The following is a 23,099-nucleotide window of genomic DNA, read 5'->3' on the forward strand; positions in this document are numbered from 1 at the left end:
TCAGGCGGCAAGTGCGGCGGGCGCGCGGTCGAGCGGCGCGCAGGCGGCGGCAAGCCAATCGCGGTCGGCGGCGTCCATCCCCGGCGCCAATTTCTCGAACACCGCGGCATGATAAGCGTCGAGCCAATCGGCCTCGGCCGGCGACAGCAAGGCGGTGTCGACGAGGTTCTGCGCGATCGGCGCGAAGGTGATCGTCTCGAACCCCAGCATATCCTCTTCGGCGCCGTCGATGCTCTGCGGCACGACGATCACCAGATTTTCAATGCGGATGCCGAACGCGCCGGCTTTGTAATAGCCGGGCTCGTTCGACAGGATCATCCCCGCGTGCAGCGGTTCCTCGGTCCCCGCCTGCCCGCCCGCCGGCTTGGCGATGCGCTGCGGCCCCTCATGCACCGCCAGATAGGTGCCGACCCCGTGGCCGGTGCCATGGGCATAATCGACCCCGTCGGCCCACAGATATTGGCGCGCGAGGATGTCGAGCTGGCTGCCGCGCGTCCCTGTGGGGAAGCGCGCCATGGCGAGCGCGATATGGCCCTTGAGCACCTGGGTGAAACGGCGGCGCATTTCGGCGGTCGGGGTGCCGATCGCGATCGTCCGCGTGATGTCGGTGGTGCCGTCGGCATATTGACCGCCCGAATCGACCAGGTACAGCGTGCCGGTTTCGATGGCGCGGTTGGTCGTTTCGTCGACCTTATAATGCGGCAGCGCGCCATTGGGGCCGGCGGCCGAGATGGTATCGAAGCTCAGATCGACGAGCCCGCCATTCGCTTCGCGAAATTCGCGCAGCTTCGCTGCGGCGCCGAGCTCGTCGAGGCCGCCCTGCGGCGCGGCATCCTCCATCCACTGCAGGAAGCGCGCGACCGCGACCCCGTCGCGGACGTGGGCGGCGCGGGCGCCGTCGAGTTCGACGCTGTTCTTGATCGCCTTGGGCAGCACCGCGGGGTCGCGGTGGCGTTCGATCTTCGCCCCCGCCGCCTCGAGCGCGGTAAAGATCGCCGCGACCGCAGAACCCGGATCGACCGCGACCTTTTTGTCCTTGAGGTCGGCAAGCGCCGCCTCGAAGGCGTCACGATCATGGATGCGCACGCTGTTGCCGAGATGTGCGCGCACCGCGTCGGTCATCTTTTCGGGCGCGATGAACAGGTCGGCGGTGGCGTCGGCGTGGAGCAGCGCGAAGGCAAGGCCGACGGGCGTGTGGCTGACGTCGGCCCCGCGGATGTTGAAGGTCCAGGCGATCGAATCGAGCGCGGTCATCACCGCGGTGTCGAGACCCTGTTCTTTCAGCCAGTCGGCGATCGTCTCGCGCTTGTCGACCGCGCTCTGCCCGGCGAGCGCAACATCGTGCACAGTCACCACGGCATCGCTCGGCGCCGGCTGATCGTCCCACGCCGCGTCGACCGGATTGCGATCGACCGCCACGAGCAGCGCACCCTTCGCGGTCAAGGCTTTGCCCAGGCTGCGCGCCCAGTCGATGCCGTGGAGCCAGGGGTCGAAGCCGATCTTTTGCCCCGCGCCGACATGGGCGCCGAGCCATTCGGCGACGCTCGACTGCGGCACCCCGACATAGTCGAACAGGTCGCCATCGACCTGGTCGCGCACCTGCACCGTATAGCGCCCGTCGATGAACACCGCCGCCTTTTCGGGCAACACCGCCGCGGTCCCCGCCGAGCCGCCGAACCCCGTCAGCCACGCCATCCGCTGGGCATAGGCGCCGACATATTCGCTCATATGTTCGTCGCTGATCGGCACGACGAAGCCGTCGAGCCCCTGCGCGGTCAGTTCGGCGCGGACGCGGGCAAGGCGGTCGGCGTATACCGATTTGGGGATGGCGCTGGACATGGTCGCTTCCTTGTTCCTACATCAGCCGGTCCCGCCCGATCGGGGCGACACCGCGGGGGATTTTTGTGATGCGCGCTATTTGGATGTTTCTGGCAGCAATTGCCACCCCGCTTGTCGCATCATCGCCGCTCGCCGCCCAACAGTCAGCCCAACAGAAAGACGCCGCATTGACCAGCCCGACCCCCGCCCTGCCCGCCGCCCCCGTCGCGGACCAGCGCCCGCACGCGATGACGCTGCACGGCACGACGCTGTCCGATCCCTATCACTGGCTGAAGGACGACAGCTATCCGACGATCGATGACGCGGATGTGCTGGATTATGTGAAGGCCGAAAACGCCTATTTCGACGCCGCGATGAAGCCCCACGCGGCGCTGGTCGAAACGCTGTTCCAGGAGATGAAGGGCCGGATCAAGGAAGCCGATACGAGCGTGCCGCAGAAGGACGGCGACTGGATCTATTGGGTCGAATATGAAGCAGGCGCAGAGTACAAGAAATGGTACCGCAAGCCGGCCGCGGGCGGCGGCGAGACCGCGCTGATCCTCGACGAAGTCGCGATGGCGAAGGACAAGGATTATTTCCGCCTCGCCGAAGTGTCGATCAGCCCCGACGGCAGGCTGATGGCCTATTCGTTCGACGACAATGGCTCCGAACGTTTCGAGGTGCGCATCCGCAATCTCGAAACCGGCGCGATGCTGCCCGACGTCATCCCCGGCACTTTGTCGTCGCTGGTGTGGACGGCGCAGAGCGACGCGATCCTCTATGGCCTCGCCAACGAGAATTGGCGCACCGACAATGTCCGGCTGCACAAGCTGGGCACCCCGGTAGCGGACGATAAATTGCTCTACAAGGAAGCCGACATCGGGTTCGGGGTCGGCATCGGCAAGACCGCGGCGGACAATTATATCGTGATCGCGACGGGCGATAACGAGACGAGCGAGGTCTACCTCCTCCCCGCCGACAACCCCGAAGCGAAGATGCAATTGGTGTCGGCGCGCCAGAAGGGGCGTGAATATGACGTCGATGAGCGCGACGGCACGCTGTATATCCACACCAACGACGAGCATCCCAACTTCCGCATCGCGACCGCGAGCGTCAAGGCGCCGGGTGAGTGGAAGACGCTGATCGCCGGCAGCGACGACAGCTACATCACCGGATTTTCGGTATTCCGCGACTATTTCGTGCTCGAGGCGCGCGAGGACGGGCTCGACCAGGTCGATATCCGCCAATATGACGCGCCGCTGACCCCCGGGCGGATCGCCTTCCCGGCGGCAACCTATGTCGCGGGGCTCGGCGACAATCCTGAATATCATCAGGACAAATTGCGGCTCGACTATGAATCGATGGTCACCCCCGACACCGTCTATGACTTCAACATTGCGACTGGCGAGTTGGAAACATTGAAGGTGCAGGAAATTCCTTCGGGTTACGACGCGACGCAATATGTAACCGAACGGGTTAACCTGCCGAGCCGCGACGGCACGACGATGATCCCGACGTCGCTCGTCTACAAAAAGGGCACGCGACTCGACGGCAGCGCGCCGATGCATCTTTATGCCTATGGCTCCTACGGCTACCGCGTCCCGCCGGGGTTCTCGACGACGCGTTTGAGCCTCGTCGATCGCGGCATGATCTATGCCATCGCGCATGTCCGCGGCGGCGACGACCTGGGCCGCGCCTGGTATCTTGCCGGCAAAACGACCGCGCGCAAGAACAGCTTCAACGATTTCATCGACGTCGCAAAGGGGCTGATCGCCAGGAATTACACCAGCGCCGGCAAGATTTCGATCGAGGGTCGCTCGGCGGGCGGGCAGGTGATGGGGGTCGTGTATAACGAGGCGCCCGAACTGTGGGGCGCGGTGCTGGCGGGGGTGCCGTTCGTCGACATCATCAACACGATGGTCGACGAAACGCTGCCGCTAACCCCCGGCGAATGGCCCGAATGGGGCAATCCGATTACCGACAAGGCGGCGTTCGACTATATGCTGAGCTACAGCCCCTATGACAATGTCACCGCCAAGGCCTATCCGCCGATGCTGGTGTCGGCGGGGCTCAACGACCCGCGCGTGACCTATTGGGAACCGGCCAAATGGGTCGCCAAGCTTCGCGCGACGCGGACCAATGATTCGACGCTGCTGCTGCGCACCAACATGGGCGCGGGCCACGCGGGCAAGTCGGGCCGCTGGGGCGCGCTGCGCGAGGATGCCGAGGAGTTCGCCTTCGTGCTGACGCAGTTGGGGGTGGAGAAGTAGCGGGCGAGCCGAGACCCATGATCGTTCCATGGCACCGTGTGCTGATCCACCTGCTTTTTATCGGCTTGGCGGCCTATTTGGCTCACGAAGTGGTATGGCGGCTGTTCGCTGAAACTTCGTTGATCGAAGGCGGGCGACGCGCGCCGGCCCGGCTTTTGGTGATCCTCCTGGCCGGGGCGGCCAGCTGGCTGTTCAATCTGGCCTATCCCATTGTTGCTTCGAGAGGCAGCACCACCAATCAGGCCGACAAATAGCCTTGCGCCAATAGTGCACGCTCGAGCGTCGACGCATCGACGAACCGGTGCCCCGCGATCCCGACCGATTCGGCCCCCGCGACATTCGCCGCGACATCGTCGATGAACAGCGCGCCCGCCGGATCGATGCCGAATCGCGCGATCGCGAGGCGGTAGATCGCGGGGTCGGGTTTCATCAGCTTTTCGGTGCCCGACACGATGATATCGCGGAAGCGGTCGAACACCGGTTGGGTCGGGCGAAAGGCTTCCCAGAATTCATGGCCGAAATTGGTGATCGCGAACAACGGCACGCCTGCGGCGTCGAGCCGTTTGACGAGTTCGAGGCTGCCGGGCACGGGGCCGGGGATCGTCTCGTTGAAGCGCGCCGCATAGGCGTCGATCAGCGCGCCATGCCTTGGAAATTGGGCCTTCAGCTCGGGCAACATCTCGGCGAGCGGGCGGCCGGCATCGTGCTGGAAATGCCACTGCGGCGTGACGACATTCGTCACGAACCAGTCGAGTTCCTGCGGGTCGGCGATCAGTTTGCCGAACAGGTGGCGCAAATCCCAGTCGAACAGGACGCGGCCGACGTCGAAGATGACGCAGCGTTCGATCATGCGAACGCCAGACACGCGAAAGCGCCGCCGGAAGGGTCCGACGGCGTAACGCGGTTCAGCAAAAGCAAACGGGGCACATGCGCCCCGCGCAGGGGCATCAGCCCTGGCGCGCCTTGAAGCGGCGGTTGGTCTTGTTGATCACATAGGTGCGGCCGCGACGGCGGATCACGCGGTTGTCGCGGTGACGGTCCTTCAGCGACTTCAGGCTGTTGCGAATCTTCATGGCTCTTGTCCGATTAAACTCTGGCGGTAACGCGAAGCGGCGCAACTATGGCGATGCGGTCCAAAAGTCAACCGCGATCGGCGCAGAAATCAGGCCGTAAGCTGCCGTTCGGCGAGCGCGCGTTCCCACGCCAGCGCATGCGCGACGATCGTGTCCAGATCATTGTAGCGCGGCTGCCAACCAAGCGCGGCGCGAATCGCACCGTTATCGGCGATCAGCGCATCGGGATCGCCGGCGCGGCGCTCGCCCATGCGGCGCTCGATTCGCACGTTCGTCGCGCGATCGACCGCGTCGAGCACGTCGAGCACCGAAAAGCCGCGGCCGTAACCGGCGTTCAATTGATGGCTCGCCGCAGGATCGGCGATCAGCGCATCGAGCGCCAGCAGATGCGCGGCGGCTAGGTCGCTGACGTGGATATAGTCGCGCACCCCGGTGCCGTCGGCGGTGTCGAAGTCGCTGCCGAAGATGTCGACATGGCTGCGGCGGCCAAGCGCCGCCTCGACCGCGACCTTGATCAGATGCGTCGCGCCCGCGGTCGACTGGCCGCTGCGCGCCGCGGGATCGGCACCGGCGACGTTGAAATAGCGCAGCGCCGCATAGTTGAAGTCGTGCGCCGCGGCGACGTCGGCGAGCATCGCCTCGGTCATCAGCTTCGACATGCCATAGGGATTGATCGGCCGCTGCGGCGCGTCCTCACGCACCGGGATGGCGTCGGGGATGCCATAGGTAGCGGCGGTCGAGGAAAAGATGAAATGGCGCACTCCGGCGTGCACCGCGGTGTCGATCAGGGCGCGGCTGCGCGCGCTGTTGTTGTCATAATATTTGAGCGGGTTGGCGACCGATTCGGGGACCACCACCGATCCCGCGAAATGCATGATCGCGCCGATATTCTGCTCGGCGACGATGCGTGCGACCAGCGCCGCATCGGCGATGTCGCCTTCGTAAAAGACCGCGTCCTCGGCAACCGCCCAGCGAAAGCCGGTGACCAGATTGTCGAGCACCGCGACGCGCCAGCCGGCATCGAGCAGCGCCAGCACCGCATGGCTGCCGATATAGCCGGCGCCGCCGGTCACGAGGATGGTGAAGGGACGGTGCGGTGCGGTCACGCGGTCAGCTCCTTTGGTCGCAGCGCTAGCCCCGACATGGTTAGAAAATGGTTAGCAGTCGTTTAAAACGCCCACATTTCCGTTCGTGTCGAGCGAAGTCGAGACACGTCATGGAGCGCGTGCCTTCGCGTATCTCGACGTCACTCGATACAAACGGGGTAGAGGTAAGCGAGCGGCATCACCCCGCCAGCGCCTTCTGCCGGCGCCGTTGCACCGACGATCCGAACCCCATCGCCTCGCGATATTTGACCACCGTGCGGCGCGCGATGTCGTGGCCTTCGGCCGAAAGTTTCTGCGCGATCGTCTCGTCCGACAGGATCGCCTTGCCATCCTCGGCCTCGATCAGCGCCTTGATCCGGCTCTTCACCGCCTCGGCCGACACCGCGCCGTCGCCTTGCGTCGCCGATATGCCCGACGAGAAGAAATATTTGAGTTCGAACAAGCCGCGCGCGCAGCTGAGATATTTGTTGCTCGTCACGCGGCTGACGGTCGATTCGTGCATGCCGATCTCCTCGGCGACCTGGCGCAGCGTCAGCGGCCGCATATGCGCGACGCCGTGGAGGAAGAACCCCTCCTGCTGCTTGACGATTTCGCTCGCGACCTTGACGATCGTGCGCTGGCGCTGGTCGAGCGCGCGCACCAGCCAGTTGGCGCCGGCGAGCTGTTCGGACAGCCACGCCCGGCTCTTCGCCGCGGCCCCCTTGGCGAGTTCGGCATAGTAGCGGCGGTTGACCAGCAGCCGCGGCAGCGTCCCCGAATTGACCTCGACCGCCCAGCCCGCTGCGGTCTGGCGGATATAGATGTCGGGCACGACCGCCGGGGCCTGGTCGCCGCCGAATTTCAGCCCCGGCTTCGGGTCGTAACCGCGCAGTTCGCGGATCATGTCGGCGAGATCCTCGTCGTCGACGCCGCAGATGCGTTTCAGCTGCGGAAAGGCGCCGCGCGCGACGAGGTCGAGATGCGCGATCATGCACGCCATCGCGGGGTCGTAGCGATCGGCCTCGCGCGCCTGGATCGCGATGCATTCCGCCAGGTCGCGCGCGCCCACCCCGGCGGGGTCGAACCCCTGCACAACCGCAAGCACCGCCTCGACGAGCGCCAGCGGCAGCCCGAGCCGCTGCGCAAGCTCGGCAAGGTCGGCGCGCAGATAGCCGGTCTCGTCGATCAGCCCGACCAGCTGTTCGGCGACCAGCGCCTCGACACCCGAAAAGCGTTCGCCGACCTGCGCGAGCAGGTGGTCGTGGAGGGTGCCGTCGGGCTCGGCGAAGCTGTCGAAATCGATGCCCTCGCCGTCGCCGCCCGACGCGCCGACGCCGTCGCTCGCGCAGTCGTGATGAAAGCGTTCCTCGGCCAGATCGACGTCGAGGTCGGCGGCGGCGGCGCTGTCGGGCGACAGCGCCTGATCGGCGTCGAGGGTCGCGGCTTCGGCGGCCGGTGCTTCGCGCTCGATGCTGTCGTCGGCGAGGCCGTCGCTGTCCCCGGAGGCGGTGTCGAGCAGCGGATTGCCTTCGAGCGCCTCGGCCAGATAGGCGTCGAGTTCGAGGTTCGACAGCGCCAGCAGCTTGATCGCCTGCTGGAGCTGCGGCGTCATCACCAGCGATTGCGACTGGCGGAGATCGAGGCGCGGACCGAGCGCCACTGGGAATTAGCGGCCTTCTATCCCGTTCGTGTCGAGCGAAGTCGACACACGTGAAGCCATGCACGAACTCGGCGTGTCTCGACTTCGCTCGACACAAACGGAAACGGAAAGTAGCTCATTCGACACCGGTACGATCCCACCCGCTCAAAGCGAGAAACCCTCGCCGAGGTAGAGGCGGCGCACCTCGGGGTCGGCCACCAGTTCCTCCGGCGAGCCCGCGAGCAGCACCTTGCCGTCGTAGATGATGCAGGCGCGGTCGACCAGGTCGAGCGTTTCGCGGACATTGTGATCGGTGATCAGCACCCCAATGCCGCGCGTCTTCAAATCGGCGACGAGGTCGCGGATATCGCTGATCGACAGCGGGTCGATGCCGGCGAACGGCTCGTCGAGCAACATGATCGACGGGTTGGCGGCGAGCGCGCGGGCGATTTCGGCGCGACGGCGCTCGCCGCCCGACAGCGCCATCGCGGCCGCGGTGCGCAGGCGGGTGAGGCCGAATTCCTCAAGCAATTCCTCGAGCCGCGCCTCGCGCGCGACGCGGTCGGGTTCGCTGAGTTCGAGCACCGCGGCGATATTCTGTTCGACCGTCATGCCGCGAAAGATCGAGGTTTCCTGCGGCAGATAACCAAGGCCGAGGATCGCGCGGCGGTACATCGGCAACGCGGTGATGTCGGCGCCGTCGAGCATGATGCGCCCGGCGTCGGGCTTGACCAGCCCCATGATCGAATAGAAGCAGGTCGTCTTGCCGGCGCCGTTCGGGCCGAGCAGTCCGACAACCTCGCCCTTGCCGACCGACAGCGACACGTCGGACAGCACGGTGCGCTTGTCATAGCTTTTGGCGATCGAAATCACCGCCAGCCCGTTGCCCGCGGCGGCATCCTGCTGCGCGTGGGCGCTATGTTCGGCGACGCCATGGTCGTCGCCGGACGGGGGAGGGGCAAGGGAGGTTTCGTCGGTCATAAGCTCGTCGCGGTCCGTCAATGATCTGCGGGCGTTACCCGAGGTGCGCCGCCAAGGTCAATCTGGCAAGATTTTTGCAGGGCGTCCAAGGGCTCTATTTCTCCCCTCCCGTCTTCAGGGAGGGGTTGGGGGTGGGTGGCCGCAGGCGTTATTTATGCCGCATACCCACCCCGCTGCGACTAGGCAGCAAGCTGCCAAGTCTTCGCACCCCTCCCTTTCAGGGAAGGGCGGCAATGCCTCAATGTCCGGCCTGCGGGCCGCGCGCGACCCCCGACAGCGCGAGCTGTTCGTCGATCGCCGCCATCAGCCGCGCCAGCGCCGCCTCGTCCTGCGCCTCGGCGCGCGCGACGAGGACGTCCTGGGTGTTCGACGCGCGCAGCAGCCACCAGCCGTCGGCGGTCAGCACGCGGGCGCCGTCGGTGCGGTCGACATCGGCCCCCGCCGCCGCAAGCCGTTCGAGAACTTCGTCCACAACGGCGAATTTGCGCGCCTCGTCGACCTGGAAGCGCAGTTCGGGGGTGTTGACCATCGGCGCCATCGCGCCGCGCAGTTCGGTCACGCTCTGCCCCAGCTTCGTCGCCGCCTCGATCAGCCGCACCGCGGCATAGGGCGCGTCGTCATAGCCGTAATAACGGTCGGCGAAAAAGACATGGCCGCTCATTTCGCCCGCCAGCGGGCTGCCGACCTCCTTCATCTTCGCCTTGATCAGGCTGTGTCCGGTCTTCCACATCAGCGGTTTGCCGCCGAGCTGCGCGACGCGGTCGAACAAGGCCTGGCTGGCCTTCACGTCGGCGATCACCGTCGCGCCGGGGGTGTCGGCGAGCAGCGCGGCGGCATAGATCTGCAACAGCTGGTCGCCCCAGATCACCCGGCCCTGGCCGTCGATCGCGCCGATGCGGTCGCCGTCTCCATCGAAAGCGACGCCGAAATCGAGGCTCTTTTCGGCGACCAGCTTGCGCAGATCGGCCAGATTCTTCTCTTCGGTCGGATCGGGATGGTGGTTGGGAAAATGCCCGTCGATATCGGTAAAGAGCAGATGATGCTCACCGGGAAGCCTCGCGGTCAGCTTCTCGATGACGGTGCCCGCGGCGCCGTTGCCGGCGTCCCAGCCGATGCGGAAGGCACCGCCGGCGAACCCTTCGACTAGCCGGTCGACATAGGCGTCGACGATGTCGATGCTCTCCGCCGCGCCCTCGCCGCACGCCCAGTCGCCGACGGCCGCCAATTCGCCGACCCGCTGGATGTCGGCGCCGTAGAACGGACGCCCCTGCATCACAAATTTGAAGCCGTTATAGTCGGGGGGATTGTGGCTGCCGGTTATCTGTATGCCGCCATCGACCGCTTCGGTTGACGCGGCATAATAGAGCATCGGAGTCGGGCCGAGCCCGACGTTCAGCGTGTCGATGCCGGCGGCGTTGATCCCGGCAACCAGCGCCTGGGTCAGCATCGGCGACGACAGCCGCCCGTCGTAACCGACCGCGACGCGGTGGCCGCCGGCGCGCGCGACCATGGTCGCGAAGCTGCGCCCGATGGCATAGGCATCCTTGTCCGACAGCGTATCGCCGACGACACCGCGAATGTCATATTCGCGCAGCAGCGTCGGGTGAAAGTCGTGGCGCGTCAGGGGGGTCATCTTGCGATCCTTCTTGGGGGAGAGGAAAAGGCTCAGGCGGCGGCGAACAGGTCGCCGTCGGGATGCAGGCGTTGGCGCGCGGGCAGGTTCAATCCCGCCATCGCTTCGCGCAATTCCTGCCGCGCGACGACATGCCCGATCCCCATGCCGCCGAGATGCGCCTTGTCGAGCAGGGTGAGGCCGGCCGGGAACAGCTCGCGATAGATCACCCGCTCGCCGAGGCCGGGGATGACGCGAAAGCCGACGCGGCGTGACAATTGGGTCAGCGCCTCGCCGACGCGGCGCATATTGTGCGCGTCGACATGCTGGAGGCGGTTGCGCAAGATGATCCAGTCGATCGTCCGCCCGTCGCTTTTCGCGCGCGCCTTGCGCGCATCCCAGATCAGTTCGGAATAGAAGCTGGGGCGCGTGACCTGGAAGGTTTCTGGATCGACCTGGCCGATCAGGTCGAAATCGATGAAGCTGTCGTTGATCGGGGTGACCAGCGTGTCGGCGCTCGTCGCCAGATGGCGCGCAAAGACGTCGTCGCGCCCCGGCGTGTCGGCGACGAAATAATCGGCGCCTTCCGAAACCCGCGCCACATGCGCGTCGAGTTCCTCGACCGTGCTGCCCTCGAACACTTCGAAGCGCGGGCTCGGCAGGTCGATGCCGCGGCGCTGCATCGTGTTCGCCCGATTTTCGAGATAGCGGTGAAAGGTGCGCTGGCGCGGATCGAGGTCGAGCCCGGCGACCGACCAGCCCTGGCTGGCGAGCGCGACCGCGAAATGCACCGCGCAGGTCGACTTGCCGGTCCCGCCCTTTTCATTGGCGAAGATGATGCGGTGCGGCGCGGGGGTCGGCGCAGTTGTTGTCATGAGCGTTGCGATTTTCCTGTTGGCGCGGCATGGCGGCTGGGTCGGTGGAGCATGAGCGCCGCCAATATCGGAGGCCGGGCAAGGGTGCAAATCATCCGTGATATCGCGACGCTGCACCGTGCCGTTGCGGCACTGAAGCAGGGCGGCAAAAGCGTCGCTTTGGTGCCGACGATGGGGGCGCTGCACGACGGCCACCTCTCGCTGGTGCAGATGGCGCGGCGCGTCGCCGACCATGTCGTCGTCTCGATCTTCGTCAACCCGACGCAGTTCGGACCGAACGAGGATTTTGCTGCCTATCCGCGCGACGAAGCGCGCGACGCCGCGCTGCTCGTCAACGAAGGCGTGAGCCTGCTGTGGGCGCCCGACGTCGCGGTCATGTATCCCGGCGGCCACAGCACCCATATCGAGGTCGCCGAGCTCGGCGCCGATTATTGCGGCGCCGCGCGCCCCGGCCATTTCGACGGCGTCGCCACCGTCGTCGCGAAATTGTTCAACCAGGTCCGGCCCGACATCGCGATCTTTGGCGAGAAGGACTGGCAGCAGCTGGCGATCATCCGCCGCATGGCGCGCGACCTCGATTTCGCGCTCGACATCTTGGGCGCCCCGATCGCGCGCGACGCCGACGGCCTCGCGCTGTCGTCGCGCAACGCCTATCTCTCGCCCGAACAGCGCCGCGCAGCCGCCGCCTTTCCGAACGCGCTCAAGGCCGCGGCCGCCGCGCTGGCGAACGGCGGCGACATGTACGAAACGCTCGCCAAGGCCGAGGCGGCGATCGTCGCCGGCGGGTTCGACAGCGTCGACTATATCGCGCTCGCCGACGCCGCCAGCCTCGAACGGCTCGCCGACGTTCGCCCCCCTGCCCGCCTGCTGGCGGCGGCGCGAATCGGCAAGACGCGGCTGATCGACAATTATCCGGTCGGTTGACCGACAGCAAGAATCACGCTTTTCCAACGGCTTCCGGCTTGGCCGACGAAAAAGTCGTGGCGGCGTTAACGCTTTGTTGACCATGAACGGCAAGGGTGGGCCTCGAAGCTTCCTGTGGGGGGAAGCGACAGGGGGTTATCATGGCCAACAGTCTGAAGTCCGCGCAATATCTGATCGAAAGCCGCCTGCTCGACGCGGCGCGCGGCGACGCCAATGCCTATTTCGATCTCGGCATCGCCTTTTCGACCGGCTCCGGCGGGGTCGATGTCGACCTGGTCCAGGCGCACAAATGGTTCAATCTCGCCGCGCTCGGCGGCAACAAGGAAGGCCAGCAATGCCGCGCCGACCTGTCCGACGAAATGAGCCGCGACGAAATCGCCGAAGCGCAGCGCCAGGCACGCGCCTGGCTCGACGAAACCGCGCGCCGTCCGGCGGCACGGCGGTTTGCCGCTTAATTAACTTCCTCGTCATCCCGGACTTGATCCGGGATCCGCTACCAGCCTCGGTCGCATGGAGCCCGGATCACGTCCGGGGTGACGAAAAGGGTCGGGCACTAATCCGCCCGCCGAAACGGCATATGCCCTGCCAGCCAGTCCATTTCGGCTTCCTCGGCGCGGCGTTCCTGTTCCAGATAGTCGGCGACCGCGCGCCGGAACCCCGGATCGGCGATGAAATGCGCCGACCAGGTCGCGACCGGGCCATAGCCCCTCGCGAGCTTGTGCCCGCCCTGCGCGCCCGCCTCGACGCGGGTCAGGCCGCGCGCGATCGCGATGTCGATCGCGCGGTAATAGCATAGCTCGAAATGCAGATAGGGGATGTCGGCGAGGCACCCCCAATATCGCCCGTAGAGCGTATCCTCACCAAGGAAATGCAGCGCGCCGGCGACGGGCCGTTCGCCATCATAAGCGAGGAGCAGGACGATCTGCTCCGCCATCCGCGCGCCGATCAGGTCGAACGCGGCGCGGGTCAGATAGGGCTGCCCCCATTTGCGCGCGCCGGTGTCCTGATAAAACAACCACATAGCATCCCAATGATCCGGCCGGATCGCGTCGCCGGTCAGTTCCTCGATCCGCAGGCCGTCGATCGCACGCGCGCGCTCCTTGCGCAGCTGCTTGCGCTTGGCCGAGGTCAGCGTGGCGAGGAAATCGTCGAAACCGGCATAGTCTGCATTGTGAAAGTGAAACTGGATGTCGCGGCGGACGAGCCAGCCCGCCGCCTCGAACAACGGCATCTGATCGGGCGCGACAAAGGTCGCGTGCGCCGACGACAGCCCGTTCTGGCGCACCACCGCCTCGGCACCGCGGATCAGCAGCGTCGCGTCGTCGCCATCGGTCGCGAGCAGCCGCGGTCCCGGCACCGGGGTGAAGGGCACCGCGATCTGCAGCTTGGGATAATAGTCTCCCCCGGCGCGCGCCCAGGCGTCGGCCCACCCCTGGTCGAACACATATTCGCCCTGGCTGTGCGATTTGAGATAGGCGGGCGCCGCGGCGACGAGGGTGCCGCGCGCATCCTCGACCAGCAAAGGCGCCGCCTGCCAGCCGGTGCCCGGCCCGACGCTGCCCGATTCCTCGAGCAGCGACAGGAAGGCATGGCCGACGAACGGATTGCCGCCGCCCGCCAGCGCATCCCACGCCGCGGCATCGATCGCGGCCACCCCGCTACCGAGCGAGATCGTCCGCGCGGGCGGATCGGCTTCGGCCATCCAGGGTCGCTAGGCCGGCCGCACCGCGACGATCGCGTCGGCCTCAACCGCCGCGCCGAGCGGCAGCACCGCGACGCCGACCGCGGCGCGCGCATGGCGGCCCGCGTCGCCGAACAGCGTTTCGAACAGCTCCGAGGCGCCATTGGCGACCTTCGCCTGGTCGGTAAAGCCCGGCGAACTGTTCACGAACACCCCGAGCTTGACGACCTTCTCTACGCGCGACCAGTCGCCGCCGAGCGCCTGCCCGATCTGCGCCACCAGCATCAGCGCGACGCGCTGCGCCGCATCCTGGCCGCCCGCGACATCCATGTCGTCGCCAAGCCGCCCGGTCACCACCTGCCCGTCGCGAAATGGCAGCTGGCCGCTGACATACAGCATCCCGCCATGCTCGACGACGGGGACATAGGCCGCGACGGGCGCGGCGGGCTTGGGAAGCTCAAGGCCGAGTTCGGCGAGCTTGGCGGCAATGTCGGTCATGGTCGTTCCTTCTACACGCGTTCGGTGGCGGGGGCGGGGATGTTTTCGGCGAGCCGCGCCAATATCCAGTCCTGCGCTGCGGTCCAGTCGTCGATCCGCGCATGGGCATGGCTGGCCGGGGCGATCTTGCCCGCGATCGCGGGCTCGCCGACGAGGTGGAGGCGCCACACCTCGGGCGCGGCCTCGGCAACCGAATGGTGATGGCCGGCCAGATCGTCGATGAACACGGCGACCGATGGCCGGTATTCGCCCAGCAAGCGGCGCACCGGTTCGCCCTTGCCGCCGCGGCTGCCGATCACCGGCGCGTGGAAATCATGCGCGGCAAGCTGGACGATGCGCGATTCCTGATGCTCGGGGCCGACATTGGTCAGCACCACGATATCGGCCTCTGCGCCGATCGCCGTCATCGCCGCGAGCGCGCCGGGGATCGGATATTGCCGCGCCATCGCGGTGCGGAAAAAGCCGTCGAGCAGCGGCCAGACCTCGGCCGCCTCGAGCGGGGTGCCGCATTCCTTGCGCTTCAGCGCCCCCGCGAAACTGGCGTCTTCCATACGGAACAGCACGCCATGCTCCTCGTCGACCCACTGCGCGAACGGCACGACCATGTGCATCAGCACCTCGTCGCAGTCGGTGATCACCAGCGGGCGGGTCATATCCGCAAGCCTTCGAGTCGCTCCGCCGCCGCCGCGATCGCGGCGGGCGGCACCTGCAGCGCATCGGCGCAGGCGACCAGATCCGGCTCATGCGCGGTCAGGAACGACAGGATCGCCGCGAGCGTCGCCCGTTCGCCGAGCGAGGATCGCAGGTCGTCGGGCGCCAGCCCGGTCATTCCCAACAGGCGCTCGGCGCGCGGTTCGTCGCTCAATATCCAGCCGAGCGCCTGAAGCGCCAAAGCTGCGTCGTCATCGTGCAAGGCATATTTCCCTTCAAAGGGAGGCAATTGTGTCGTGCCGCCGATTCGCCTAAACGGGCCGCGAACGCAAGGTGGGGAAGCGAAGTATCATGGGCAAGACCATATTGGTCGTCGAGGATAATGAGCTGAACCTGCGCCTGTTCTGCGACCTGCTCAACGCCCACGGCTACACCGCACATCCGGTGCGCGACGGCCGCGACGCGCTCGCCAGGGCGCGCGAGGTCGCGCCCGATCTCATCATCATGGACATCCAGTTGCCGCATGTCAGCGGGCTCGAACTGATCGGCCAGATGAAGGCCGACCTGACCTTGCGTGCCGTCCCGATCATGGCGGTCACCGCCTATGCGGGAAAGGGCGACGAAGAACAGATCCGCGCCGCGGGCGCCGAAGCCTATGTCTCGAAACCGATTTCGGTGATCAAATTCATCGAGAGCGTGGGGGCGTTTGCTTAAGTCGGGTTTCGACCGATTGCGGACGTTAGCTCCAACGCGTCAATCTACAGGTTCAGGTCCGTAGGTATGGCGGACATATGCAGATTAAGCTTCGACATCAGGCTAGCGAATATCCAGAAAATGGCTCCGAACAGCGCGAAGCCCATTAAAACCCACATATCATCTGCATAGCCCCATTCGAGCGCTCCAATGCGATCTACCGTGGCCAACAGGAACAACGACAGGAACGTGATCAACCACGAAGTAACAAATATATTCAGGAAACGCCGATTGCGTCGATAGAGCGCGTGCAGCCGCCGACTTTGATTTTGCAAATAACGGGAATCCTGCTCCATATTGAAAGCTTATGTCACTTGATGTCCACTTGCCACCCCAAGTCGCCATTCCATCACGCACGAAAAAGGGCGGCGCAACCGCCGCCCTTCTCGATCCCCGCCTGCGCGGGGATAACGCATCGCCAGTCCGTTCAGCCATGCTGAACGGACCAATGCATCACTTGATCTTGGCTTCCTTGAACTCGACATGCTTGCGCGCACGCGGGTCGTATTTGCGCACCGACATCTTTTCGGTCATCGTGCGCGGGTTCTTTTTCGTCACATAGAAAAAGCCCGTGTCGGCGGTGCTCACCAGCTTGATCTTGACGGTCGTCGGCTTGGCCATGGCCCTGTTCCTCGAAAAATCTGCGCATCGTTCGCCGGAGCGGTGATGCGGCGGGACTGGGGGCCCCGGCGGTTGGTTTGAAAAACAAAGAGGGCCGCGCGTCGGGCGCCGCCCTCATTCATCCGCGCGCCATTGGCGGGATTCGGGGTTTAAGTCAAGCAAAAGGAGCGGGCGGGCGATGAAACCGCGCCCGCCCCCGGCCGGTCGATCAGGCGTTGCCGATTTCGAAACGCACCGTCATCTCCTTCCAGCTTTCTTCGGGCACGCCGCCGCGCGTCGCGGGTTTGAAACGCCATTTGGCGAGCGCGCGCCGCTTGGTCTCGGCAAAAAAGCCGGGGCTGTCGGTGCTGACCAGTTCGACCGCCTTGACCCGCCCGTCGATGCCGATCAGCACCCGCACCCGCGCGACGCCCTCGATCTCGCGGCGCTGTTCGCTCGCCGGATAGTCGGGCTGGAACGCGCCGGCGAAGCGGCCGTCGAGTTGGGCGAGCACGAGTTTGGGCACCGGCGGCGGATCGGCGGGCCGCGCCGGCAGGCCGGGATCGATCGGGAAGATCTCGGGATAAACAGGGCCTTCGGCGACCCGGTTGTCGGTTTGGGGCCGGGTGTCGATCACCGGCTTTACCGTGTCGGTCGCCGAGGCCGTGCGTTCGACCGGCTTTGCGTCTTCGACCGGCGTGGGCGGCGGCGGGTCGAGCGGTCGCTCGATTTCGATCAGCGTTCCCAATATCGGATCGGTCTTGGGCGCGGTATCGATCATCATCGGGGTCAGTGCGGCAGCAACGACCAGCCCGACCGGCAAGCCGACCGCGAACAAGGCGGCGACCGGATGGCCGCGGTGGCCGCTGCCATAGCCGTGGCGTGGCACGAGCGCGGCCGGTCCGGCGGGAACGGCAACGGTATCGGATTTGGTCAGCATCGCCGACATCAGCGGTATCAGGGTCATGGCATCTCTCCTTGCCTGTCGGACCCGGCGTCGCCGTGTTTGCCCACCGCTTCGGCCAAGTCGCAGTGACGTGATAGTATAACATAACAGAATTTGTCAAGCTATCGGGTAGGCAAGGAGCTTGGCGTCCCACTCAGGACGTTTCAGCTTCCGGACAACCTCGCCAGCGCTTGGTCCTTGGCGATCAGCGGCAGTAGGTCGCCCATGTCGGGACCATGGTCGCGCCCGGTCAGCGCCCGGCGCAGCGGCAGGAACAGCGCGCGCCCCTTGGCGCCGGTCGCCGCCTTCACCGCGTCGGTCAGCGCCCGCCACGGGTCGGCGCCCCAGTCGATCCCGGGCAGCGCCGCTGCCGCCGCGGCGCGCACCGCGCGCTCGTCCGCATCGGCGGGCGGGGGCGCGGTAAAGGGGCCGTCGAACACCGCCACCCAGTCGGCGGCTTCCGCCACCGTGATGAGATTGGGGCGAATCGCGTTCCAGCGCGCCGCGGTGATCGCCGCGGGCAGCCGCAGCGCCAGCGCCGGATAATCGCTGTGATGCAATATCTTCTGATTGAGCAGGGCGAGTTCGGCCTCGTCGAAGCGTGCCGGAGCGCGCCCGAACCGGGCAAAATCGATGCCCGCGATCAACGGTGCCAGGCTGGTCACCGGCTCGACCGGATCGCTGGTGCCGAGCCGCGCGAGCAGCGCCGCCAGCGCGATCGGTTCGATCCCCGCGTCGCGCAGGCTGTCCATGCCGAGCGATCCCAGCCGCTTCGACAATTTCCCTTCGTTCCCGACGAGCAGCGCCTCGTGCGCAAATTCGGGCGGGCTGGCGTCCAGCGCTGCAAACATCTGGATCTGCGCCGCGGTGTTCGACACATGGTCCTCGCCGCGGACCACATGCGTGATGCCCATCGCGATATCGTCGATTACGCTCGGCAGCAGATACAGCCAGCTGCCGTCGGCGCGACGCACCACCGGGTCGGACATGGTTTTCGGCTCGAAATGCTGAGGCCCGCGAACCATATCGGTCCATTCGATCTGTGCGTCATGGTCGAGGCGAAAGCGCCAGTGCGGCGCGACACCTTCGGGCGCCGGCGCGCCTTCGGCTTTGCGCTCGTAAACCGGCGGCAGCCCGCGCGACAGCAGGATCTTGCGGCGAATGTCGAGCTCTTCGGGGGTTTCGTAACAGGCATAGACGCGCCCGGAGGCTTTCAGCTTGTCGAACTCGGCCTCGTAGAGCGCAAAGCGGTCGGACTGCCGTTCCTCGCCATCGATATCGAGCCCGAGCCATGCGAGGTCGGCGCGGATCGCGTCCACATACGCCTCTTTCGACCGTTCGCGATCGGTGTCGTCGATGCGGAGCAGGAAGCGTCCGCCATATCTGCGCGCCCACAGCCAGTTGTGCAGCGCGGTGCGAACGTTGCCGACGTGGAGGTGGCCGGTCGGCGAAGGGGCAAAGCGGGTCGTAACGGTCATCGCGCGCCTATAGCCCGATTCGCGGCGAAGGCGAGTCAGCCGGTGCGGAATCCGTGGGTGATCGGATATCGCCGGTCGCGGCCGAAATTGCGCGTCGACAGCTTGACCCCGGGCGGCGCCTGGCGGCGCTTATATTCGGCGAGCATCAGCAACCGCTCGATCCGCACCACCGCGTCGCGCGCGAAACCATATTTCGCCACGACATCGTCGACGCTCGCTTCCTCCTCGACCAGCATATGGAGCATACGGTCGAGGTCGGCATAGGCCGGCAGGCTGTCCTCGTCTTTCTGGTCGGGACGCAGCTCGGCGCTCGGCGGCTTGGTGATGATTGCGTCGGGCATGACGGGGGTCACCGGGTTGCGCGACAGCCGCGGGACATTCGCGTTGCGCCACTTCGCAATCGCGAACACCGTCATCTTGTACGCGTCTTTCAGCGGATTATAGCCGCCCGCCATATCGCCATAGATCGTCGCGTAGCCGACGCTCATCTCGCTCTTGTTGCCGGTGGTCAGCAGCATCGGCCCGAATTTGTTGCTCAGCGCCATCAAGGTCACGCCGCGAATTCGCGACTGGACATTCTCTTCGGTGATATCGACCTCGACATCGGCAAAGCTGCCCGCGAGCATCGTGTCGAAGGCTTCGACCGCGGGGACGATCGATATGGTGTCGAGCCGGCACCCGATCATCGCCGCGCAGCCTGCCGCATCGTCGAGGCTCGCCTGGCTGGTGAAACGGCTCGGCATCATCACGCACCAGACTTTGTCGGGGCCGAGCGCGTCGGCGGCGATGGCAGCGCAAATCGCCGAGTCGATCCCGCCCGACAGCCCGAGCACGACGCCGGGAAAGCGGTTGCGTTCGACATAGTCGCGCAGACTGACGATCATCGCGCTGTAGATGTCGGCGGGGTGCGCCTCCCATGCGGCGATCGCGCCCGCCGCGCAGGCCCAGCCGTCCGCGCCCTTTACCCAGCGGGTCACCCGCTCCTCGGCCTCCCAGTCGGTCAGGCGGTGCGCGGTGGTGCCGTCGCCGTTCAGCACGAACGAGCAGCCGTCGAACACCAGTTCGTCCTGCCCGCCGATGCGGTTGAGGAAGATCAGCGGCAGCCCGGTTTCGGCCACCCGGCCGGCGAACACCTGGGTGAGACGCCGCTCGTCCTTGTCGATTTCATAGGGGCTGCCGTTGACTGAGATCAGCAGTTCGGCACCCTGCGCCGCAAGATGCGCCGACACTTTGGGCAGCCAGCCATCCTCGCAGATCGGCAGCCCGAGCTTGATCCCGCGCCATTCGACGATATCGGGCAGCGCGCCGGGCGCGAAGACGCGCTTCTCGTCGAAGGTGCCGTAATTGGGCAGTTCATGCTTGCGCCGCACTGCGACGATCCGGCCGCCATCAAGCAGCGCGACGATATTATAAAGCGCATCTCCTCCATCCGCATTTTTTGCGCGCTCGACCGAACCGACCAGCATCGCCGGGCCGCCATCGGCGGTCTCGGCCGCGAGTTCTGCCAGCATCGCCGCGGCGCGGTCGGCCAGCGCCGGCTTGAGCACCAGATCCTCGGGCGGGTAACCGATCAGTTGCAGTTCGGGATAGAGGATCAGGTCGGCGCCGGGATGCCGCGCCCGCACGGCGCGCATCGCATCGGCATTGGCGGCAAGGTCGCCGACGACCTGGGTCATCTGGGCGAGGACGATGGAGAGATGGTCGGCCGCGGTCATGCCCCGCCTTTATGCCGCTCGCCGCGGGGGAGCAATGGCGGCGGGCAACTTCACCCTTCCCCTCTGCGCCCCCGCTGGTTAAGGGGCGCGCAATCCCATCCGCCGCGAAAGGGCCTTGCACCCCATGAAACTCATCTCCGGCAACAGCAACCTGCCGCTGGCCCGTGCGATCGCGGACTATCTGGAACTGCCGCTGACCGACACCAGCGTGCGCCGCTTTGCCGACGAGGAAGTGTTCGTCGAGATCCACGAAAATGTGCGCGGCCAGGATGTGTTCGTGGTCCAGCCGACCAATTTTCCGGCCAACGACAATCTGATGGAGCTGCTGATCATCAACGATGCGCTGCGCCGCGCCTCGGCGAAGCGGATCACGGCGGTCGTTCCCTATTTCGGCTATGCCCGCCAAGACCGCAAGCCTGGCCCGCGCACGCCGATCTCCGCCAAGCTGGTAGCCAACCTGATCACCACCTCGGGCGCCGACCGGGTGCTCGCGATCGACTTGCACGCCGGGCAGATCCAGGGCTTTTTCGATATTCCGACCGACAACCTCTATGCCGCCCCGGTGATGAGCGCCGACATCCAGGCGCGGTTTGCCGGCCGCAACCTGATGGTCGTGTCGCCCGACGTCGGCGGCGTGGTGCGCGCGCGCGCGCTGGCCAAGCGGCTCGACAATGCGCCGCTGGCGATCGTCGACAAGCGCCGCGAGCGCGCCGGCGAATCCGAAGTGATGAACATCATCGGCGACGTCGCTGGCCGCTTCTGCATTCTGATCGACGACATCGTCGATTCGGCCGGGACGCTGTGCAACGCCGCGGGGGCGCTGAAGGCAGCGGGCGCCGAGGGCGTCGTCGCCTATTGCACCCATGGCGTGCTGTCGGGCGGCGCGGTCGCGCGCGTCGAGGCGAGCGAGCTCACCGAGCTGGTGATCACCGATTCGATCCAGCCGACCGACGCGGTCCACGACAGCGGCAAGGTCCGCGCGCTCACCGTCGCACCGCTCCTCGGCGAAGCGATCAAGCGCATCGCCGACGAATCGAGCGTCTCCTCGCTGTTCGATTGAGGCGTCGTCAGCGTGCGACCAACGCGCCGACGATATGGTCGATCTGGCGGCGGAAGGCCGCGTGGTCCGGGACCGCATGCACTAGGCCGCGCGCCGTCCAGCACAAAGCCTGCGCCATGCTGCCGGCGCGCGACACCGCCGAACCCGGACCGCTGAACCGGATTGCCTCGGTCATCGCGGCGACGAGCCTGCGCTCCGCCGCGCGAACGATATCGGGCGGCTGGTGCTGCATCACCGCGACGATGTCGGTGCCGTACGGCGAGGCGTGCAGCGCATCGAAGTGGCGCCCGACCCACGCGTCGAGAGCACCGACCAGCCGGTCGGGCAGCGTCTTGGCCGGCTGCTCGATACTGCGCAGCGCCTCGGCCAGTGAGCGATCGACCAGCGCCTTCATCGCCCAGTCGGCAAGCGCCTGTTTCGATGCGAACCGGTTGTAGAGCGACTGGCGCGAGGTGCCGAGCGCGCGCGCGACATCCTCCATCGACGTCTTGCGAAAGCCGTGGCGTGCAAATGTCGCGACAATGGGATCGAGGGCAGGGTCGGCGTGCATCGTCGCCGATTGTACAGTTTTTATGATAGTTGTCGAAATCGTATTTTACTGCTTTTCCAGCATCGCAAAGGCTGGCCGCGGGGCGCCGGCTGCGCTAGCGCCACGACATGACCCTCGCCTCCGACCTCTTGCTCGCCAATCGCCTCGCCGACGCCGCCGGCGCGGCGATCCGCCCGCTGTTTCGCGCCGCCTTTGCGCACGAAGCCAAGCCCGACGCCTCGCCCGTGACCGAGGCCGACCGCGCCGCCGAAGACGCGATGCGCCGTCTGCTCGATGCCGAGGCGCCGCGCGACGGTATCATCGGCGAGGAATATGGCGCCGAACGTCCCGATGCGGTCCGGCAATGGGTGCTCGACCCGATTGACGGCACCGTCAGCTTCATGGCCGGCCGCCCGATCTTCGGCACGTTGATCGCGCTGCTTCAGGATGGCTGGCCGATCCTCGGCATCATCGACCAGCCGATCAACGGGGAACGTTGGGTCGGCGCGCTGGGGCAACCGACTCTGTTCAATGGCAAGCCCGCCCGCACCCGCACCTGCCGCGCGCTCGCCGAGGCGACACTCGCCACGACCGGGCCGCAATATTTCACCGATCATGACGCCGGGCATTTCATGGCGCTCGCAGGCAAGACCGCGCACAAGCGGATGCTGTTCGGCGGCGACTGTTACAATTACGGCCTGCTCGCCGGCGGCCATATCGACTTGGTGGTCGAGGCGGGGCTGAAGCTGCATGACTTTGCGGCGCTGGTTCCCGTCGTCGAGGGCGCCGGCGGCACGATGTGCGACTGGAACGGCGATCCGCTCAACGCCGACAGTGCGGGACACGTCATTGCATTGGGCGATCCGGCGCGGCTGGAGGATGTGATCGAGGGCCTCGCCTGCGCCCACTGA

The 23,099-nt window shown here is 66.2% G+C and carries 25 protein-coding genes; 7 read left to right on the forward strand and 18 right to left on the reverse strand.

Annotation, left to right across the window (positions count from 1 at the left end; translation table 11 throughout):
* Positions 1 to 1,839, reverse strand: a complete 1,839-nt coding sequence (locus tag HEQ22_RS14730) for an aminopeptidase P family protein (protein ID WP_432768596.1) — start codon at positions 1,837 to 1,839, stop codon at positions 1 to 3.
* An 83-nt stretch (positions 1,840 to 1,922) separates the two neighbouring features.
* Here HEQ22_RS14730 and HEQ22_RS14735 point away from each other — a divergent pair, with 83 nt between their 5' ends.
* Positions 1,923 to 4,088, forward strand: coding sequence for a S9 family peptidase (locus HEQ22_RS14735; protein WP_432770892.1), 2,166 nt, complete (start codon positions 1,923 to 1,925; stop codon positions 4,086 to 4,088).
* 17 nt (positions 4,089 to 4,105) lie between these two features.
* Entirely contained in the window at positions 4,106 to 4,342 is a 237-nt protein-coding gene (locus HEQ22_RS14740) for a hypothetical protein (protein ID WP_432768597.1), read from the forward strand.
* Here HEQ22_RS14740 and HEQ22_RS14745 read toward each other — a convergent pair.
* The 7 genes from HEQ22_RS14745 to HEQ22_RS14775 form a co-directional block, all read right to left on the reverse strand.
* On the reverse strand, positions 4,327 to 4,938 hold the full coding sequence (locus HEQ22_RS14745; RefSeq protein WP_432768598.1) for an HAD family hydrolase: 612 nt from the start codon (positions 4,936 to 4,938) through the stop codon (positions 4,327 to 4,329). The two genes, HEQ22_RS14740 and HEQ22_RS14745, sit on opposite strands and share 16 nt — an antisense overlap.
* A gap of 97 nt (positions 4,939 to 5,035) precedes the next feature.
* Complete coding sequence (gene ykgO, locus HEQ22_RS14750; RefSeq protein ID WP_003046794.1) at positions 5,036 to 5,161, reverse strand: type B 50S ribosomal protein L36; 126 nt, start codon at positions 5,159 to 5,161, stop codon at positions 5,036 to 5,038.
* 89 nt (positions 5,162 to 5,250) lie between these two features.
* Positions 5,251 to 6,267, reverse strand: a complete 1,017-nt coding sequence (gene galE / locus HEQ22_RS14755) for a UDP-glucose 4-epimerase GalE (RefSeq protein WP_432768599.1) — start codon at positions 6,265 to 6,267, stop codon at positions 5,251 to 5,253.
* A gap of 178 nt (positions 6,268 to 6,445) precedes the next feature.
* Entirely contained in the window at positions 6,446 to 7,906 is a 1,461-nt protein-coding gene (rpoN, locus tag HEQ22_RS14760) for an RNA polymerase factor sigma-54 (RefSeq protein ID WP_432768600.1), read from the reverse strand.
* A gap of 144 nt (positions 7,907 to 8,050) precedes the next feature.
* Positions 8,051 to 8,866: an LPS export ABC transporter ATP-binding protein gene (lptB, locus tag HEQ22_RS14765; protein ID WP_432768601.1), complete on the reverse strand. Its 816-nt coding sequence runs from the start codon at positions 8,864 to 8,866 to the stop codon at positions 8,051 to 8,053.
* A 238-nt stretch (positions 8,867 to 9,104) separates the two neighbouring features.
* Positions 9,105 to 10,499, reverse strand: coding sequence for a phosphoglucomutase/phosphomannomutase PgmG (gene pgmG / locus HEQ22_RS14770; RefSeq protein ID WP_432768602.1), 1,395 nt, complete (start codon positions 10,497 to 10,499; stop codon positions 9,105 to 9,107).
* 32 nt (positions 10,500 to 10,531) lie between these two features.
* Positions 10,532 to 11,353, reverse strand: a complete 822-nt coding sequence (locus HEQ22_RS14775; RefSeq protein ID WP_432768603.1) for a division plane positioning ATPase MipZ — start codon at positions 11,351 to 11,353, stop codon at positions 10,532 to 10,534.
* Between the two features lie 84 nt (positions 11,354 to 11,437).
* On the opposite strand from HEQ22_RS14775, the gene panC reads away from it, so the two are divergent.
* The gene (panC, locus tag HEQ22_RS14780; protein WP_432768604.1) at positions 11,438 to 12,277 is read left to right on the forward strand and encodes a pantoate--beta-alanine ligase; all 840 of its coding nucleotides are present in this window, start codon (positions 11,438 to 11,440) and stop codon (positions 12,275 to 12,277) included.
* A gap of 140 nt (positions 12,278 to 12,417) precedes the next feature.
* Complete coding sequence (locus HEQ22_RS14785; RefSeq protein WP_432768605.1) at positions 12,418 to 12,732, forward strand: hypothetical protein; 315 nt, start codon at positions 12,418 to 12,420, stop codon at positions 12,730 to 12,732.
* Positions 12,733 to 12,830: 98 nt separating this feature from the next.
* On the opposite strand, the gene HEQ22_RS14790 is transcribed toward HEQ22_RS14785, so the two are convergent.
* Genes HEQ22_RS14790 through HEQ22_RS14805 form a run of 4 tightly spaced genes read right to left on the reverse strand, consistent with a single transcriptional unit; the run spans position 12,831 to position 15,369 of the window.
* Positions 12,831 to 13,979, reverse strand: coding sequence for a GNAT family N-acetyltransferase (locus tag HEQ22_RS14790; RefSeq protein ID WP_432768606.1), 1,149 nt, complete (start codon positions 13,977 to 13,979; stop codon positions 12,831 to 12,833).
* A 9-nt stretch (positions 13,980 to 13,988) separates the two neighbouring features.
* A complete protein-coding gene (locus tag HEQ22_RS14795; RefSeq protein ID WP_432768607.1) occupies positions 13,989 to 14,456 on the reverse strand; it encodes a RidA family protein in 468 nt (155 codons plus the stop codon).
* A gap of 11 nt (positions 14,457 to 14,467) precedes the next feature.
* Entirely contained in the window at positions 14,468 to 15,109 is a 642-nt protein-coding gene (locus tag HEQ22_RS14800; RefSeq protein ID WP_432768608.1) for an HAD family hydrolase, read from the reverse strand.
* Entirely contained in the window at positions 15,106 to 15,369 is a 264-nt protein-coding gene (locus tag HEQ22_RS14805; RefSeq protein ID WP_432768609.1) for a DUF3572 family protein, read from the reverse strand. The genes HEQ22_RS14800 and HEQ22_RS14805 overlap by 4 nt, the downstream gene beginning before the upstream one ends.
* A gap of 89 nt (positions 15,370 to 15,458) precedes the next feature.
* On the opposite strand from HEQ22_RS14805, the gene HEQ22_RS14810 reads away from it, so the two are divergent.
* Positions 15,459 to 15,821, forward strand: coding sequence for a response regulator (locus HEQ22_RS14810; RefSeq protein ID WP_432768610.1), 363 nt, complete (start codon positions 15,459 to 15,461; stop codon positions 15,819 to 15,821).
* A 44-nt stretch (positions 15,822 to 15,865) separates the two neighbouring features.
* Here HEQ22_RS14810 and HEQ22_RS14815 read toward each other — a convergent pair whose 3' ends face one another.
* From HEQ22_RS14815 to HEQ22_RS14835, 5 genes are all read right to left on the reverse strand, one after another.
* Complete coding sequence (locus tag HEQ22_RS14815) at positions 15,866 to 16,156, reverse strand: hypothetical protein (protein WP_432768611.1); 291 nt, start codon at positions 16,154 to 16,156, stop codon at positions 15,866 to 15,868.
* Positions 16,157 to 16,313: 157 nt separating this feature from the next.
* Positions 16,314 to 16,481 carry a 50S ribosomal protein L33 gene (rpmG, locus tag HEQ22_RS14820; protein WP_003042331.1) on the reverse strand — a complete coding sequence of 56 codons (168 nt, stop codon included), beginning with the start codon at positions 16,479 to 16,481 and terminating at the stop codon, positions 16,314 to 16,316.
* Positions 16,482 to 16,689: 208 nt separating this feature from the next.
* Positions 16,690 to 17,427, reverse strand: coding sequence for an energy transducer TonB (locus HEQ22_RS14825; RefSeq protein ID WP_432768612.1), 738 nt, complete (start codon positions 17,425 to 17,427; stop codon positions 16,690 to 16,692).
* A 143-nt stretch (positions 17,428 to 17,570) separates the two neighbouring features.
* On the reverse strand, positions 17,571 to 18,884 hold the full coding sequence (locus tag HEQ22_RS14830) for a glutamate--tRNA ligase (protein ID WP_432768613.1): 1,314 nt from the start codon (positions 18,882 to 18,884) through the stop codon (positions 17,571 to 17,573).
* Positions 18,885 to 18,919: 35 nt separating this feature from the next.
* On the reverse strand, positions 18,920 to 20,599 hold the full coding sequence (locus HEQ22_RS14835; protein ID WP_432768614.1) for an NAD+ synthase: 1,680 nt from the start codon (positions 20,597 to 20,599) through the stop codon (positions 18,920 to 18,922).
* Between the two features lie 124 nt (positions 20,600 to 20,723).
* On the opposite strand from HEQ22_RS14835, the gene HEQ22_RS14840 reads away from it, so the two are divergent.
* Positions 20,724 to 21,659, forward strand: coding sequence for a ribose-phosphate pyrophosphokinase (locus HEQ22_RS14840; protein WP_432768615.1), 936 nt, complete (start codon positions 20,724 to 20,726; stop codon positions 21,657 to 21,659).
* Positions 21,660 to 21,666: 7 nt separating this feature from the next.
* Here HEQ22_RS14840 and HEQ22_RS14845 read toward each other — a convergent pair whose 3' ends face one another.
* Positions 21,667 to 22,209, reverse strand: coding sequence for a TetR/AcrR family transcriptional regulator (locus HEQ22_RS14845; protein ID WP_432768616.1), 543 nt, complete (start codon positions 22,207 to 22,209; stop codon positions 21,667 to 21,669).
* Between the two features lie 107 nt (positions 22,210 to 22,316).
* Between HEQ22_RS14845 and HEQ22_RS14850 the strand changes: the two genes are divergently transcribed.
* Positions 22,317 to 23,099 (forward strand): inositol monophosphatase family protein, encoded by a 783-nt coding sequence (locus tag HEQ22_RS14850; RefSeq protein WP_432768617.1) that lies wholly within the window; start codon positions 22,317 to 22,319, stop codon positions 23,097 to 23,099.

This window comes from Sphingopyxis sp. (assembly GCF_050916055.1).
Lineage (GTDB): Bacteria > Pseudomonadota > Alphaproteobacteria > Sphingomonadales > Sphingomonadaceae > Sphingopyxis.

Bases quoted from the DNA above. Each gene is read 5' to 3' on its own strand.
- HEQ22_RS14730 (WP_432768596.1), bottom strand. From the start codon at position 1,839: ATGTCCAGCGCCATCCCCAAATCGGTATACGCCGACCGCCTTGCCCGC.
- HEQ22_RS14735 (WP_432770892.1), top strand. From the start codon at position 1,923: ATGTTTCTGGCAGCAATTGCCACCCCGCTTGTCGCATCATCGCCGCTC.
- HEQ22_RS14740 (WP_432768597.1), top strand. From the start codon at position 4,106: ATGATCGTTCCATGGCACCGTGTGCTGATCCACCTGCTTTTTATCGGC.
- HEQ22_RS14745 (WP_432768598.1), bottom strand. From the start codon at position 4,938: ATGATCGAACGCTGCGTCATCTTCGACGTCGGCCGCGTCCTGTTCGAC.
- ykgO (WP_003046794.1), bottom strand. From the start codon at position 5,161: ATGAAGATTCGCAACAGCCTGAAGTCGCTGAAGGACCGTCACCGCGAC.
- lptB (WP_432768601.1), bottom strand. From the start codon at position 8,866: ATGACCGACGAAACCTCCCTTGCCCCTCCCCCGTCCGGCGACGACCAT.
- pgmG (WP_432768602.1), bottom strand. From the start codon at position 10,499: ATGACCCCCCTGACGCGCCACGACTTTCACCCGACGCTGCTGCGCGAA.
- HEQ22_RS14775 (WP_432768603.1), bottom strand. From the start codon at position 11,353: ATGACAACAACTGCGCCGACCCCCGCGCCGCACCGCATCATCTTCGCC.
- HEQ22_RS14785 (WP_432768605.1), top strand. From the start codon at position 12,418: ATGGCCAACAGTCTGAAGTCCGCGCAATATCTGATCGAAAGCCGCCTG.
- HEQ22_RS14790 (WP_432768606.1), bottom strand. From the start codon at position 13,979: ATGGCCGAAGCCGATCCGCCCGCGCGGACGATCTCGCTCGGTAGCGGG.
- HEQ22_RS14795 (WP_432768607.1), bottom strand. From the start codon at position 14,456: ATGACCGACATTGCCGCCAAGCTCGCCGAACTCGGCCTTGAGCTTCCC.
- HEQ22_RS14800 (WP_432768608.1), bottom strand. From the start codon at position 15,109: ATGACCCGCCCGCTGGTGATCACCGACTGCGACGAGGTGCTGATGCAC.
- HEQ22_RS14810 (WP_432768610.1), top strand. From the start codon at position 15,459: ATGGGCAAGACCATATTGGTCGTCGAGGATAATGAGCTGAACCTGCGC.
- HEQ22_RS14815 (WP_432768611.1), bottom strand. From the start codon at position 16,156: ATGGAGCAGGATTCCCGTTATTTGCAAAATCAAAGTCGGCGGCTGCAC.
- rpmG (WP_003042331.1), bottom strand. From the start codon at position 16,481: ATGGCCAAGCCGACGACCGTCAAGATCAAGCTGGTGAGCACCGCCGAC.
- HEQ22_RS14825 (WP_432768612.1), bottom strand. From the start codon at position 17,427: ATGACCCTGATACCGCTGATGTCGGCGATGCTGACCAAATCCGATACC.
- HEQ22_RS14830 (WP_432768613.1), bottom strand. From the start codon at position 18,884: ATGACCGTTACGACCCGCTTTGCCCCTTCGCCGACCGGCCACCTCCAC.
- HEQ22_RS14835 (WP_432768614.1), bottom strand. From the start codon at position 20,599: ATGACCGCGGCCGACCATCTCTCCATCGTCCTCGCCCAGATGACCCAG.
- HEQ22_RS14840 (WP_432768615.1), top strand. From the start codon at position 20,724: ATGAAACTCATCTCCGGCAACAGCAACCTGCCGCTGGCCCGTGCGATC.
- HEQ22_RS14845 (WP_432768616.1), bottom strand. From the start codon at position 22,209: ATGCACGCCGACCCTGCCCTCGATCCCATTGTCGCGACATTTGCACGC.
- HEQ22_RS14850 (WP_432768617.1), top strand. From the start codon at position 22,317: ATGACCCTCGCCTCCGACCTCTTGCTCGCCAATCGCCTCGCCGACGCC.